This is a genomic window from Ovoidimarina sediminis (assembly GCF_032586175.1).
Classification (GTDB): Bacteria; Pseudomonadota; Alphaproteobacteria; order Rhodobacterales; family Rhodobacteraceae; genus Ovoidimarina; species Ovoidimarina sediminis.
Genome location: NZ_JAWHTE010000011.1, coordinates 16882 through 30119, shown reverse-complemented (window position 1 = coordinate 30119; position 13238 = coordinate 16882). Strand labels below are relative to the sequence as shown.

Here is a 13238-nt window from a genome sequence, read left to right as displayed (position 1 = left end):
CCGAATGGTCTAGGCATGGTAGCAGACCGAACGGTCTAGACGGAGACTCCCATGAACGCCCCGATCCGCGCCCTCGCGCCCGCAGTGGAAACGCTGACCTTCCGCGCCGATATCGCCACGCTCACGGGCACGCTGTTCCGCCCGGCGGGCCGGCCCCGCGCGGCCATCGTCCTCCACGCGGCAACCGGCGTTCCCGCCCGCTACTACCGGCATTTCGCCGCCTGGCTCGCTGACCGGGGCTATGCCTGCCTGACCTACGATTACCGGGGGCTCGGCGCCTCCGCGACCCGCCCCATGCGCGACGAAACCGCGACGCTCGCCGACTGGGGGCTGCGCGATCAGCCCGCCGCCCAGCGCGCGCTCGAGGCGGCGGTCGGCGATGTGCCGGTCTGGGCCATCGGCCATTCCATCGGCGGCATGATGGTCCCGTTTAACGAAGGCGCCGCCCGGCTCGACCGGCTGATCACCGTGGCCTCCGGGCCGGTTCATCTCTCCGATCACCCGCTTGGCTGGAAGGCGCGCGCCCATCTCTTCTGGAACGGTCCCGGCGCGCTCGCCGCGGCGGCGCTTGGATACCTCCCGGGCAAGATCCTCGGCCTCGGCGCCGATCTTCCCGCCGGGGTCTACTGGCAATGGCGGCGCTGGTGCACCACGCGCGGCTTCTACCTCGGCGATATCGGCGCGACGCTTCCGATGCCCGAGTTCCGGGCCTTCACCGGCCACCTGCGCGCCGTGGCCATCGCCGATGACGGCATGGTGCCGCCCGCCGCCGTCTGGCGCCTGTTACAGACCTATCCGGAAGCGTGGAAATCCCAGGCCGTGATCCGCCCCGCCGGGCGCCCGATCGGCCATATCGCGGTCTTCTCGCCGGAGAATGCCGCACACTGGCCCGCCATCCTCGGTCAGTGCGCCTCGCGCTCCGCCCAGCCGGCGAAGATCTTCTCCAGCCCGACGACGATGTAGTAAAGGACGATCCCGAGAAACGCCAAGGCGATCAGAACCGCGAACATCAGCGGGTAATCCGAATTGGTCTTGCCGCTGTCGAACAGGGCCCCCAGCCCCCGGCCATGGGGGCTCACGATCTCCATCAGGTTCGTCCCGATGAAGGCCAGCGTCACCGCCACCTTCAGCGCCCCGAAGAACTCCGGCAGGGTCTTCGGCAGCGCGATCTTCCAGAAGATATCCACCTTCGACGCACCCAGCGAGCGCAGGATATCCCGGTATTCGGGCTCGAGCGTCGACAGCCCGATGGAAACCGACACCGCGATCGGAAAGAACGAGATCATGAAGGCGATGAGCACCGTGTTGAAATCATGCGCGCCAACGAACAGAAGCGCCACGATCGGCACCACGGTGGCCTTCGGGATCGCGTTGAACCCCACCAGAAGCGGGTAAAGCGCATCGCGCATCACCCGCGAAAACCCCATCACCATCCCGATCAGCACGCCCACGATCACGGCGAGCAGCAGGCCCAGCACCGTCCGCCACAGGGTCTGCCAGCCCATCACCAGGAACAGGTCCCAGAACCGGATATAGGCCGCCGGCAGGTCGCTGGGCGAGGCCATCAGGTAATTCGGCCATCCCGCGGCCCAGACCAGAAGCTCCCAGAGGATCAGGAAGACGACGATCGCGGCCAGCGGCGCGACGACGGCGCGGCTCGTCAGGAAGGCCAGAACCCCGGTGCGGGGCGCGGCGGGTTCCGTGGGCCCGGCGGGTTGCGTGGGAACATAAGCCATATGGGTGTCCTCAGCTGGCCTCTGCGGGCGCGCGCCCCTGGGCCACCTCGATCTGGTGGCGCAGGATGTTCAGCATCTCCGCCGCCTCTGGGGTGTAGAGGTGATCGATATCCCGCGGCCCCTCGATCGGCACGGTCATGCGGTACTGCGTCCGCGCCGGCCGCCCCGACAAAACGAACACCTCGTCGGCGAGAAAGATCGCCTCGCGCAGGTCATGGGTGATCAGAACACCGGTAAAGGGCTCCTCCTTCTTCACCTCGTGCATGATCTGCCAAAGATCCTCGCGCGTGAAGGCATCGAGCGCCCCGAAGGGCTCGTCGAGAATCAGAACCTCGGGCTGGTGAATCAGCGCCCGGCAAAGCGACGCCCGCTGCCGCATGCCTCCCGACAGTTCCGAGGGCCGCTTCTCCTCGAACCCCTCAAGGCCAACAAGCGCCAGAAGCCGCCTTGCCCGCGCCTCCTGCTCGGCCTTCGAGAGCGGCGAATGCACGATCTCGAGCGGCAGAAGCACGTTCTTCAGGATCGACCGCCATTCCAGAAGCACCGGGTTCTGAAACGCCATGCCCACGTTCGACCGCGGCCCCTTCACCGGCTCCCCGTGCACCCGCACTTCGCCGCCATCGGGCTTCATCAGCCCGGCGATCAGCTTCGTCAGCGTCGATTTCCCGCAGCCCGAGGGGCCCACAACGGCGGCGAACCCGCCTTCGGGCACCTCCACGTCAAGACCGGCCAGAACGGGCAGGGGGCCCGATTGCGTCTTATAGGCATGGGTCACGCCCGTGATGTTGATCAGCGGCTCCGCCATCGCCCACCCCGATTGATGCGCCACGCCCCCGGACGATACCGCCCCGGGGGCTTCATGTGGCCGGAAATATCCTCGCCGAAGGCAAGAAAGTCCGGCGCCGCGCCAGCGGCGCCGGGGCCGGTCAGTTCAGTTCAGCTTGAACCCACCCTCGGGCAGGTAGGCATCGGTGAAGTACAGCGACGCATCGGGCGCGTTCTGAAACGCGTAGGTCTGGCCCAGCTGTTCCAGCGCGGCGGCCATGCGGCCCGCGTCGATCCCGCCCATGCCGTTGGCCTTCACCCAGTCGGTCATCACGTTCTGGTCGATCGACATCTGAAGCCGTTCTTCCTCCAGCGCCGCATCCGCCGCAGGGTTGCGCTCCAGCAGGCTCTCGATGCCGGCGGCCGGATCGGCGATCACGTCGGCCCAGCCCTTGGCGACCGCGCGCAGGAAGGCTTCCACTGTCTCGCCGTTCTCCGCCGCCCAGTCGGTGTTGACGAGGATCGCGTTGGAATAGAGCTGCAGCCCGTGATCGGCCATCAGGATGTTCGTGATGTCATCGGCCTCCACGCCCAGCCGCTTGAGGTTCACCACCGACGAGAAGGAAAACCCGGTGATCGCGGCCACGTTGCCTTCCGCCAGCATCGGCTCGCGGGTCGGGAAGCCCACGGGCTCCACCGTCACGGTAGAGGCGTCGATGCCGGTTTCGGCCACGAAGACCGGCCATTGCGCCCAGGCGCCATCCGGCGGCGGCGCGCCCAGCACCTTGCCTTCCAGGTCCTTCGGTTCCGAAACGCCCAGCGATTTCCGGCCGACGATCGCAAAGGGCGGCTTGTCGTAGATCATCATCACCGCCGTCACAGGCGCGCCGGGGTTCTGGTCGAGGAACTTGATCACCGAATTGATGTCGCCGAAGCCGATCGGAAAGGCACCCGTCGCGATTTTCGGGATCGTGTTGACCGAACCGTTCCCGGCCTCGATGGTCACGTCCAGCCCTTCTTCGGCGAAATGCCCGTTGTCGATCGCGGCGAAATAGGCCGCCGACGGCCCTTCGAATTTCCAGTCGAGCGCGAACGGCACCTGCGTCTGCGCCCAGGCGGCGGGCGCGGCGATGGCGATGGCGGCGGCCATGGCCAGTGAGCGAATGTACATGCGTGGTCTCCCCAGGATTCTGAAAACGGGCTCTCTGGCCCGTCTGACAAGAGGGAGTTGTGCGTCTCGGCGCGCGGATTTCAAGGGCGAAACGGGCCGTTCAGGCCCGTTTCTGACACTCGCTTAGGCATTTGCCCAATAATCCGGCACGCGGGATCACAGCCCGATACGGAACCGCGCAAACCCGTCCGGCCCTTCGCCCGCGGGCTCGATCTTCACGCCTGGCACCTGGTCGGCATAGGCCGCGGCCTTGGGCCCGGTGTCGAACAGAACCGATGTCCCCGGCAGCGGGGCGAAGGACCAGTTCGCATCCGCCTTCGGGTCGATCGTGCCTTGCTCCACGATATAGCGCACGATCACGTCGCGGTTCGTATCCGGTGCTTCCAGGATCACCGTCTCGGGCGAGGCGCCGGGGAAGTTCCCGCCGCCGCCGGCGCGGTAATTGTTCGTCGCGATCACGAATTCCTGGTCGTCCGTCACCGGCTTCCCGGCCCGCGTCAGGTTCTTGATCCGGTTCGCATCAGGGTTGATCAGCTCGCCCTTCGGATCGAACTTCGACGGCTCCGACAGGTCGATCTGATAGCGCACCCCGTCGATCACGTCGAAATTGTAGCTCGGGAAATCGGGGTTCAGAAGCACCTGGTCGGCCTTCCCCGGCTCCACCTGGTTGAACATCCCCGCCGACCGTTCCAGCCAGTCCTTCAGCTCGCGCCCCGTCACCTTCACCGCCCGCACGGTGTTGGGGTAGAGGTAAAGGTCCGCCACGTTCTTGATCGCCACGTCGCCCACCGGCACGTCGGTGAAGTATTCGGGGCCGCCCCGGCCCCCCGCCTTGAAGGGCGCGGCCGCCGACAGAACCGGGATGCCGCCATGGGCGGTGCCCTTCAGCATCTCCTCGACATACCACTTCTGCGCCTGGCTCACGATCTGGACGGATGGGTCATCGGCCACCAGCGCGAAATAGCTGTGCAAGGGCGCCGCCGTCTTGCCCACCGCGCGGCGCACGTATTCCAGCGTCTCCTCGTGCACATCCGCGACGCTCGCCAGCACCTCCTCCTCGCTCTCCACGAGCGCGGTGACCGACCGGTCCTCGTTCCGCTGCGAGATGGGCCGGGTCTCCACCGTGTGCGCGGCCACCCGCCAGGCGTTTCCGTCGCGTTCCAGCATCAGGTCGATCACGCCCAGGTGCGAGCCCCAGAATCCCCCCATCACGGCGGGCGTTCCGTGGATCGTCCCGGCGTCGATATCGACGCCCGGCGTCTCCTTGTAGGCGGGGCCGGGGAAGACGAGGTGCGAATGCCCCGTCAGGATCGCGTCGATCCCCTCGATCTCGCCCAGCGGGATCGAGGCGTTTTCCATCCCCTCGCTGTACTGCGCCGCACCGATCCCGGAATGCGACAGCGCGATGATGATATCCGCCCCGTCCTCCTTCATCAGCGGCACCCAGGCGCGCGCGGTCTCCACGATGTCCCGCGCGGTGACGTTGCCGGTCAGGTGGCGCGCATCCCACTGCATGATCTGCGGGGGGACGAAGCCGATCAGACCGATCCGGATCGGGTGCTCCACCCCCGCCCCGTCGGTCAGCACCCGGTCGATCATCGCATAGGGCGGCACAAGGGTCTGGTCATTCGTGGGCTTGCCGCCCGCCTCCTTCACCACGTTGGCCGACACCACCGGGAACTCCGCGCCCGCCAGCGATTTCATCAGGAAATCAAGCCCGTAGTTGAACTCGTGGTTCCCCAGCGTCGAGGCATCGAACCCCACCGCGTTCATGGCCGAGATGATGGGGTGCATGTCGCCCTCCTTCATCCCGCGCTCATAGGCGATGTAATCGCCCATCGGGTTGCCCTGCAGGAAATCCCCGTTGTCGAGCAGGATCGAATTCGTGGCCTCCGCCCTGACATCCGCGATATGCGCCGCCGTGCGCGCCAGCCCCACCGTGTCCACCGGACGGTCGGAATAATAGTCATAGGGAAAGACATGCACGTGCAGGTCGGTCGTCTCCATGATCCTCAGATGCGCCTGGTTCGCGGCGGCACGGGCCGAGAACGGGTGCAGCATCGTGAAGGACGCGCCTAGGGCGGAGGAGGCGATGAATTCGCGGCGGCTCATGGAACGGATCGTGCGGATTGGCATGGCGGGGCTCCCTGGAAAAGACTCTGCGTTCTTCTGGAAAGCGACCGTAGCACCGCCGTGACCTTTCACATAGAGCGGACCTTGGCTAGACTACCAGATAAGGGAGGCATTGGAAGAAAAATCTACCTATGGTTGTGGCGCGCGAGGCGGTCTAGCCGGCTGGCCGCGCCCAGGCCCGCGACCGCGACAGCCCGGGATCCTCCGGGCCGGGAACGGCATCCGGCGGAAGACGGCCGAACGCCTCGCGCGTCGGCAAATGGTCCGCGACCTTCAGGTAGATCTCTCCGGCCACGTCGTAGAGCCGGCGCAGCTCCGAAAGCGGATCGGCGTGATCGTCGACGCGCAGATCGAGATGCCGCCAGTCCTGCCCCCGCGTGACGGCAAGCCCGGCCGACTGCCGCCCCCGCCGGTCGCCCCCCGCCGCCTCGGCGGCATCGAGCGCGGCCAGAAGCCGCTCGGCGAACGGAAGCCGGGCGCTGTCGAGGTAGGCCGCGACCATCGCGTCGACGACGTCGGGCCCCGCAAGGATGTTGCCCGCCGCCGAGACGCCTGGGCCGGCGGCATGGCCCGCCCAGTCCGAACAGGCCTGCCCGGTATGGGCCGCGATCCGGCCCGAGGCGTCGATCATGTGGCACTGGCGGCGGTCGCGCCCCGCATCGCGCGCCGACATGTCGGACAGGACCTGCGCGGGATCCTCGCCCGCAGCGATCCGTCCCAGCCCCTCGACGCCGTAAAGCGGGTTCGGCCAGGCCTGGGTGGCGATGGCCACTACGGACGACAGGTGCGGCACGATGGCGCCCGCCGCGAAGAAGCAGCTGGCCACCGCGACGCCAAGTTCACCGGTCGCGGGATCATGGGCGACGATCGAATAGGTCATGGGGCCGTCTCCTGTGTTCCCTGGCCGGGACGAGCTTGCCAGATCGGCGCCGGCCTGGGAACGGCCGCTTGGGGTTTGCCAAGACCCCGCGCCCGTGGCATGGGGCGGGCATGAAGGATGCGGAACATGTGACATTCGGGGGCTCCGGCCTCGACCGGGCGGCGGAACGGCGCGGCGACGCCGAGGCGCTTCTTGCAGACCCGGGCGCGAAGGTGATGCCTGTCTGGCGCGGCAAGCCGCTTCTCGAGGCCGATGGCGAAGCCCGCCGGGGCGGCTGGATCGCGCCGGATCACGGGCTCCTTGCCGGGGCGCCGCGCGTGTTCCTCGGCCTCGACGATGGTGCGCCGCGCTTCGCCGCCGACGTCTCGGGCTGGGAACCGGGCGAGACCGCCGAGACTGTGGGCGCCTTCGTCGACCCCTCCGAACAGCGCCACCCGGATCTGCCGGACACCCAGGCCTTCGCCGAGCTTCGCCAGAACATGATCCGCCTCTCGGCCCGCGAGGCCGAACTCGCGGCCACCGCCAAGGCGATCCTCGGCTGGCACGTCACGCACCGCTTCTGCGCGCAATGCGGCGCCGAATCGTCGATCAGCCAGGGCGGCTGGCAGCGCACCTGCCCGGCCTGCGGCGCGCATCACTTCCCGCGCACCGACCCGGTGGTGATCATGCTCATCACCCACGGCAACAACGTGCTGATGGGCCGCTCCCCGGGCTGGCCCGAGGGCATGTATTCGCTGCTCGCGGGCTTCGTCGAACCGGGCGAGACGATCGAGGCCGCCGTCCGCCGCGAGGTGTTCGAGGAAACCTCGGTCCGCGTGGGCGAGGTGTCCTATCTCGCCTCCCAGCCCTGGCCTTTCCCGTCCTCCCTGATGATCGGCTGCCACGGCCACGCCACCAGCCGCGAGATCACGATCGACCCGGCGGAAATCGAAGCCGCGCTCTGGGTCTCGCGCGAAGACATGATGGAAATCGTCGCGGGCCACCGCACCGATATCCGCGCCGCGCGCAAGGGCTCGATCGCCCATTTCCTTGTCACCCGCTGGCTGTCCGACAGCCTCGACTGAACCGGAAAGGCCTCATGAAACTCACTGCGACAGAGGATCTCGATCTTCCCGCCGACAGGGCCTTCGCGCTTCTGACCGACACCCCCTATTTCGAACGCCAGCTCCTGCGGCGCGGCATCGAGGTGACGCGCACCGCCGAGGGCGCGGGGCCCGAGGATCTGCGCTGGCAGGTGGCCTACAAACCCGTGCCCCAGATCGACGGGGCCGATCTCTGGATCGTGGAACATGCCCCGCCCGGCCGCCTCGTCATGGGGGCCAAAAGCGGCGGCTTCACCCTCGATCTCGTGGCTGAGGTGACGGCGCTCTCCCGCCGGCAATGCCGCCTTTCGGTCAAGGCGGAACTGTCCGCCTCGGGGCTGCGCAACACCGCCGCGCTCGCGGCCCTGCGCCTCAAGGCGCCGGCGATCGGAAAGACGTTTTCGGAACAGGTGGGGCGCGTCGCGCGCGACGCCGAACGGCGCGCGCGCGATAGGGAAACGGCTCAGGCGACTTCAGAGTAACCCGGCTGAGCGTCAGAGAGTAATTGTCCAAGCGTTTCCGACATCAGGCCGGACCGCTGATAGAGGTCGAGGTCGTCTTCTAGATCGAGAAGCTCGCGGTCATCCAGAAGCGACACCAGCATGCGAAACGCGTTCTGTGTCGGATCGTTCTGAAGATAGACCTGCCGCGTGGCGCCCGATTGTTTCCCTGTGGGGTTCGCCTTGGCCAGCATTTCGTAACCTTTCACTCGATACCCGATTTACTAATACAAGTTTAGACAAAATGATTGTGGCAGAAATGTGGCGTTCACCGCATTTCTGCCGAAGTTGGTAAACGCCTGCGCGACAACGCGCTCAGCGGCGCCTGGGGTCCGATGGATACACGCCCAGTATCTTCAGTTCGCTGGTGAAATAGCCCAGTTCGTCCAGCGCAAGCCTCACGTTCTCGTCGTCGGGGTGGCCCTCGATATCGGCATAGAACTGCGTGGCCGAAAACGACCCGTCCACCATGTAGCTTTCCAGCTTCGTCATGTTGACGCCGTTCGTCGCGAATCCGCCCATCGCCTTGTAAAGCGCGGCGGGAATGTTCCGCACCCGGAACACGAACGAGGTGATCATCGTCCCCTCGCCCCGCCGCGTCATGTCGATCTCGGGCGCCATGACGAGGAACCGCGTGGTGTTGTGGGCATGGTCCTCGATATGGGCGGCGAGGATATCAAGCCCGTACACCTCCGCCGCCAGTTCCGAGGCCAGCGCGGCCACGTGCCGGTCGCCCCGCTCCGCCACCTCGCGCGCGGCGCGGGCATTGTCGGGGCTCACCCGGCCCTGGATGCCGTGCTCGCGCAGGAAGGCCGCGCATTGCGGCAGCAGAACAAGGTGCGAATGCGCCTCCTTCACGTCCTCAAGCTTCGCGCCCGGCACCCCCAGAAGGTTGATATGCACCCGCACGAAGGCTTCGGCGATGATATGCAGCCCGCTTTCGGGCAGCATCCGGTGAATATCCGCCACCCGTCCGTAGATCGAATTCTCGACCGGAAGCATCGCAAGCTCCGCATGCCCCGCCCGCACCTCGGCCACCGTATCCTCGAAGGTCGGGCAGGGCACCGGCTCGGCCTCGGGAAACGTCTCGTGGCAGGCCTGATGCGAATAGGCCCCCGGTTCTCCCTGAAACGCGATTCTCTGGGTCATGGTTTTCGTCTGCAATTTCGCCGGGATGGTCGTTTGGTCGCGGGTCATATCCCTTGCAGAGCGTCGAGGGAAGCGGATAGATACCGCCGAAATCGAGATACGCTGGGACACACACATGTTCGACACAATGACCATGACCAAGGCGTTTGGGGCGTTCTGCGGCGCGTTCCTGATCCTGCTTCTGGCCAAATGGGCGGCCGAAGGGCTCTATCACGTCGAGGGCCATGGCGAGCAGGCCTATTCGATCGAGGTCGAGGAAGAGGCCGGCGAAGCCGAGGAAGTGGCCGCAGTGCCGTTCGAAGAGGTCTATGCCTCTGCGGATGCCGGCGCGGGCGAACGCCTGTGGCGCCAGTGCCAGGCCTGCCACAAGCTTGAAGACGGCGCCAATGGCACCGGCCCGCACCTTTACGGCGTGGTCGGGCGCGACAAGGGCGCGGTCGGCGGCTTCGGCTATTCCGAAACGCTTGCGTCGATGGAAGGCGACTGGACGCCGGAAAACCTCTCGGGCTTCCTTGAAAGCCCCCGCGACTACGCGCCGGGCACCAAGATGTCCTATTCCGGCATGAAGGATGTCGAGGATCGCGCGAACCTCATCGCCTACCTGGCGACGATCGGCGGCTGATCCGTCCCTTACCCGGATTTGCGAATGCCCGGCCACTGGCCGGGCATTTTCGTTTGGGCGCGGGGGGTGACATACGGATCACCAACAGTTCAGGAAATCGCGCCTTGAACAGTCGACACTCGCAAACTTACTCTAAATCCCAGACAAAGGCAGTTACAGGCCACTTTTGGAGGTTCAGATGACGCAACGCCCCGCTCGGCGCAGGGACGGCGCGACGCGCGCCGCGGTTCACGAGGGTGCATGGCGCATCGCCGCGACATGGGCCGCAGGGCTTCTGATCGGCGCGGCGGCGGTAAGCGCGGCCTTCGGCGAAAGCCACGAAGAGGTCACGGTCAGCCACGGCATCTCCACCTTCGGCGATCTGAAATATCCCGCCGATTTCCCCCATCTCGATTACGTCAATCCCGATGCGCCGAAGGGTGGCGAGGCCTCGTTCTGGGGCGCGGGAACCTTCGACAGCTTCAACCCCTACACGCGCAAGGGGCGCAGCGGCTCGCTGATCTCCAGCTTTTACGACAGCCTCCTCAGCGGCACGGCCGATGAAATCGGCGCATCCTACTGCCTGATCTGCACCACGGTCGAATATCCCGAAAGCCGCGACTGGATCGTCTACAACCTGCGCGACGACGCCACCTTCACCGACGGCTCGCCGATCACCGCCGAGGACGTGAAGTTCACCTACGACATCTTCGTCGAAGAGGGCCTGCCCTCGTTCCGCGCCGTCCTCGGCGCCATCGTCGAAAGTGTCGAGGTCGAAAACCCCTACCGCCTCAAGGTCACCTTCAAACCCGAAAGCCCCAAACGCGACCGCGTGGGCTCGGTCGGCGGCCTGCCGGTCTTCTCCAAGGCATGGTTCGAGACGAACGGATACGGGCTCGACGAAAGCCGCCTCGTGCCGAACCTCGGCAGCGCGCCCTACGTGCTCGACAGCTTCGATGTGAACCAGCGCATCGTCTACCGCCGGAACGAGGATTACTGGGCCAAGGATCACCCGCTCAACGTCGGGCGGTGGAACTACGAAACCATCCGCGTCGAGTATTTCGGGGATTCGCTCGCGGCCTTCGAAGGGTTCAAGGCCGGCGCCTATACCCTGCGGGTCGAAAACTCGTCGAAGACATGGGCCGAAGGCTACAACTTCCCGGCCATCGCAAGCGGCAGCGTCATCAAGGCCGAACTCCCCGACGGTTCCATCGCCACGGGGCAAAGCTACGCCATCAACATGCGCCGCCCGCAATTCTCCGATCCCCGCGTGCGCGAGGCGATCGGGCTCATGTTCAACTTCGAATGGTCGAACCAGGCGCTGTTCTACGGGCTCTACGCGCGCATCAACTCGCTGTGGGAAAACTCCGAACTCGCGGCCGAGGGCGTGCCCTCCCCAGAAGAGGTCGCGGTCCTTCAGCCCCTCGTCGACGAAGGGCTCCTCGATGCCGCGATCCTCACCGAACCCGCCGTGATGGCCCCCACCTCGGGCGAACGCCAGCTTGATCGCCGCAACCTCCGCCGCGCCTCGGCCCTTCTCGACGAGGCGGGCTGGGACGTGGGCGATGACGGGCTCCGCCGCAAGGACGGCAAGACGCTGGTCGTCGAGATCCTCGAAGACAGCCCGACCTTCGACAGGGTCCACAACCCGTTCATCCAGAACCTGCGGGCCGCCGGGATCGACGCGCGCTATGAACGCATCGACCCCTCGCAATACACCAACCGCACCCGTTCCCACGATTTCGACATGGTCGTCGATCAGTTCCCGATGGGCTACGAACCCGGCGCGGGGCTGCAACAGTATTTCGGCTCCGCCACCGCCGCCGAAAGCGTCTTCAACTCCGCGGGCGTCCAGGATCCCGCCGTCGACCGGCTGATCGAGGTCATCCGCAACGCCAATGACCGTGACGAGATGATCGCGTCCGTCAAATCGCTCGACCGGGTGCTGCGCGCCATGCGCTTCTGGGTCCCGCAATGGTTCAACGACCAGCACTGGGTCGCCTATTTCGATTTCTACCGCTATCCCGAGACGCTTCCCCCCTACGCCCTCGGCCAGCTCGATTTCTGGTGGATCGACGTGGATCGGAAGGCCGAACTCGAAGCATCCGGCGCACTCTGACGGGCTGATACGGCATGGGCGCCTATATCCTCAGACGTCTGCTTCTCGTGATCCCCACGCTTCTGGGGATCATGATCATCAACTTCTCGCTGGTGCAGTTCGTCCCCGGCGGACCGATCGAACAGATCCTGGCAGAACTCGAGGGCTCGGGCGACGTGCTCGAAGGCATCACGGGCGCCGGCGCCGAAACCCTCGATTCCCTCAGCAGCGACAGCGGCTATATCGGCGCCCGCGGCCTGCCGCCCGATTTCATCGCCGATCTCGAACGCCAGTTCGGCTTCGATAAGCCGCCGCTCGAACGCTTCATCGACATGATGCTGAAATACATGCGCTTCGATTTCGGCGACAGCTACTTCCGCTCCATCTCGGTTGTCGACCTGGTGATCGAAAAGATGCCGGTTTCGATCACCCTCGGCCTCTGGTCCACGCTCATCGCCTATCTCGTGTCGATCCCGCTCGGCATCCGCAAGGCGGTGAAGGACGGCTCGACCTTCGACACCTGGACAAGCGGGCTCATCATCGTGGCCTACGCGATCCCGGGCTTTCTCTTCGCGATCCTCCTGATCGTGCTCTTCGCCGGCGGCTCCTACTGGCAGATCTTCCCCCTGCGCGGCCTCACCTCGGACAACTGGGAAGAGCTTTCGGCCCTGGGCAAGGTCGGCGATTACCTCTGGCACATCGCGCTGCCGGTCTTCGCGTCCTCGATCTCGGGCTTCGCGACGCTGACGCTTCTGACGAAGAACAGCTTCCTCGACGAGATCAAGAAGCAATACGTCGTCACCGCCAAGGCCAAGGGTCTGTCCGAGGCGCGCGTGCTTTACGGCCACGTCTTCCGCAACGCCATGCTGATCGTGATCGCGGGCTTCCCGGCGGTCTTCATCGGCGTCTTCTTCGGCGGCTCGCTGATCATCGAAACGCTCTTCTCGCTCGACGGGCTGGGGCGGCTCGGCTTCGAGGCGGTGGTGGCCCGCGATTATCCGGTCGTCTTCGGCACGCTCTATTTCTTCGGCCTGATCGGCCTCGTCGTCGGGATCCTGTCGGATCTCATGTATGTCTTCGTCGATCCCCGGATCGACTTCGAAACGCGGGAAGGGTAGGGCGC

13 protein-coding genes are annotated in these 13238 nt (G+C 65.9%); 6 read left to right on the top strand and 7 right to left on the bottom strand.

The features are described from left to right. The first annotated feature begins 51 nt into the window (after positions 1–51). A complete protein-coding gene (locus RXV90_RS13595) occupies positions 52–963 on the top strand; it encodes an alpha/beta hydrolase family protein (protein ID WP_316649318.1) in 912 nt (303 codons plus the stop codon). On the opposite strand, the gene RXV90_RS13590 is transcribed toward RXV90_RS13595, so the two are convergent. The 5 genes from RXV90_RS13590 to RXV90_RS13570 all read right to left on the bottom strand — a co-directional run bounded on the left by RXV90_RS13590 (position 903) and on the right by RXV90_RS13570 (position 6685). Further along, positions 903–1736: an ABC transporter permease gene (locus tag RXV90_RS13590; protein WP_410482368.1), complete on the bottom strand. Its 834-nt coding sequence runs from the start codon at positions 1734–1736 to the stop codon at positions 903–905. The genes RXV90_RS13595 and RXV90_RS13590 overlap by 61 nt on opposite strands. A gap of 10 nt (positions 1737–1746) precedes the next feature. Next, positions 1747–2541, bottom strand: coding sequence for an ABC transporter ATP-binding protein (locus RXV90_RS13585; RefSeq protein ID WP_316649317.1), 795 nt, complete (start codon positions 2539–2541; stop codon positions 1747–1749). A 126-nt stretch (positions 2542–2667) separates the two neighbouring features. Next, positions 2668–3672, bottom strand: coding sequence for an ABC transporter substrate-binding protein (locus RXV90_RS13580; RefSeq protein WP_316649316.1), 1005 nt, complete (start codon positions 3670–3672; stop codon positions 2668–2670). Between the two features lie 156 nt (positions 3673–3828). After that, complete coding sequence (locus RXV90_RS13575; protein ID WP_316649315.1) at positions 3829–5808, bottom strand: bifunctional 2',3'-cyclic-nucleotide 2'-phosphodiesterase/3'-nucleotidase; 1980 nt, start codon at positions 5806–5808, stop codon at positions 3829–3831. 151 nt (positions 5809–5959) lie between these two features. Further along, the gene (locus RXV90_RS13570; RefSeq protein ID WP_316649314.1) at positions 5960–6685 is read right to left on the bottom strand and encodes a DUF1028 domain-containing protein; all 726 of its coding nucleotides are present in this window, start codon (positions 6683–6685) and stop codon (positions 5960–5962) included. A gap of 110 nt (positions 6686–6795) precedes the next feature. On the opposite strand from RXV90_RS13570, the gene nudC reads away from it, so the two are divergent. Together nudC and RXV90_RS13560 are read left to right on the top strand one after the other, a co-directional pair. Continuing rightward, on the top strand, positions 6796–7749 hold the full coding sequence (gene nudC / locus RXV90_RS13565) for an NAD(+) diphosphatase (protein ID WP_316649312.1): 954 nt from the start codon (positions 6796–6798) through the stop codon (positions 7747–7749). A 14-nt stretch (positions 7750–7763) separates the two neighbouring features. Further along, the gene (locus RXV90_RS13560) at positions 7764–8249 is read left to right on the top strand and encodes a hypothetical protein (protein ID WP_316649311.1); all 486 of its coding nucleotides are present in this window, start codon (positions 7764–7766) and stop codon (positions 8247–8249) included. Here RXV90_RS13560 and RXV90_RS13555 read toward each other — a convergent pair. Next, positions 8231–8476: a hypothetical protein gene (locus RXV90_RS13555; protein WP_316649310.1), complete on the bottom strand. Its 246-nt coding sequence runs from the start codon at positions 8474–8476 to the stop codon at positions 8231–8233. The two genes, RXV90_RS13560 and RXV90_RS13555, sit on opposite strands and share 19 nt — an antisense overlap. 106 nt (positions 8477–8582) lie before the next feature. After that, positions 8583–9416 (bottom strand): prephenate dehydratase, encoded by an 834-nt coding sequence (locus RXV90_RS13550; RefSeq protein WP_316649309.1) that lies wholly within the window; start codon positions 9414–9416, stop codon positions 8583–8585. Positions 9417–9531: 115 nt separating this feature from the next. Between RXV90_RS13550 and RXV90_RS13545 the strand changes: the two genes are divergently transcribed. From RXV90_RS13545 to RXV90_RS13535, 3 genes are all read left to right on the top strand, one after another. Then, complete coding sequence (locus RXV90_RS13545) at positions 9532–10038, top strand: c-type cytochrome (protein ID WP_316649307.1); 507 nt, start codon at positions 9532–9534, stop codon at positions 10036–10038. Positions 10039–10216: 178 nt separating this feature from the next. Then, positions 10217–12136 carry an extracellular solute-binding protein gene (locus RXV90_RS13540; protein WP_316649306.1) on the top strand — a complete coding sequence of 640 codons (1920 nt, stop codon included), beginning with the start codon at positions 10217–10219 and terminating at the stop codon, positions 12134–12136. A gap of 14 nt (positions 12137–12150) precedes the next feature. Beyond that, the gene (locus RXV90_RS13535; protein ID WP_316649305.1) at positions 12151–13233 is read left to right on the top strand and encodes a microcin C ABC transporter permease YejB; all 1083 of its coding nucleotides are present in this window, start codon (positions 12151–12153) and stop codon (positions 13231–13233) included. Positions 13234–13238 lie beyond the last annotated feature (5 nt).

What these genes read in the sequence shown, in the direction of transcription:
- RXV90_RS13595 (WP_316649318.1), top strand. Translation starts at nt 52, where the DNA reads ATGAACGCCCCGATCCGCGCCCTCGCGCCCGCAGTGGAAACGCTGACC.
- RXV90_RS13590 (WP_410482368.1), bottom strand. Translation starts at nt 1,736, where the DNA reads ATGGCTTATGTTCCCACGCAACCCGCCGGGCCCACGGAACCCGCCGCG.
- RXV90_RS13585 (WP_316649317.1), bottom strand. Translation starts at nt 2,541, where the DNA reads ATGGCGGAGCCGCTGATCAACATCACGGGCGTGACCCATGCCTATAAG.
- RXV90_RS13580 (WP_316649316.1), bottom strand. Translation starts at nt 3,672, where the DNA reads ATGTACATTCGCTCACTGGCCATGGCCGCCGCCATCGCCATCGCCGCG.
- RXV90_RS13575 (WP_316649315.1), bottom strand. Translation starts at nt 5,808, where the DNA reads ATGCCAATCCGCACGATCCGTTCCATGAGCCGCCGCGAATTCATCGCC.
- RXV90_RS13570 (WP_316649314.1), bottom strand. Translation starts at nt 6,685, where the DNA reads ATGACCTATTCGATCGTCGCCCATGATCCCGCGACCGGTGAACTTGGC.
- nudC (WP_316649312.1), top strand. Translation starts at nt 6,796, where the DNA reads ATGAAGGATGCGGAACATGTGACATTCGGGGGCTCCGGCCTCGACCGG.
- RXV90_RS13560 (WP_316649311.1), top strand. Translation starts at nt 7,764, where the DNA reads ATGAAACTCACTGCGACAGAGGATCTCGATCTTCCCGCCGACAGGGCC.
- RXV90_RS13550 (WP_316649309.1), bottom strand. Translation starts at nt 9,416, where the DNA reads ATGACCCAGAGAATCGCGTTTCAGGGAGAACCGGGGGCCTATTCGCAT.
- RXV90_RS13545 (WP_316649307.1), top strand. Translation starts at nt 9,532, where the DNA reads ATGTTCGACACAATGACCATGACCAAGGCGTTTGGGGCGTTCTGCGGC.
- RXV90_RS13540 (WP_316649306.1), top strand. Translation starts at nt 10,217, where the DNA reads ATGACGCAACGCCCCGCTCGGCGCAGGGACGGCGCGACGCGCGCCGCG.
- RXV90_RS13535 (WP_316649305.1), top strand. Translation starts at nt 12,151, where the DNA reads ATGGGCGCCTATATCCTCAGACGTCTGCTTCTCGTGATCCCCACGCTT.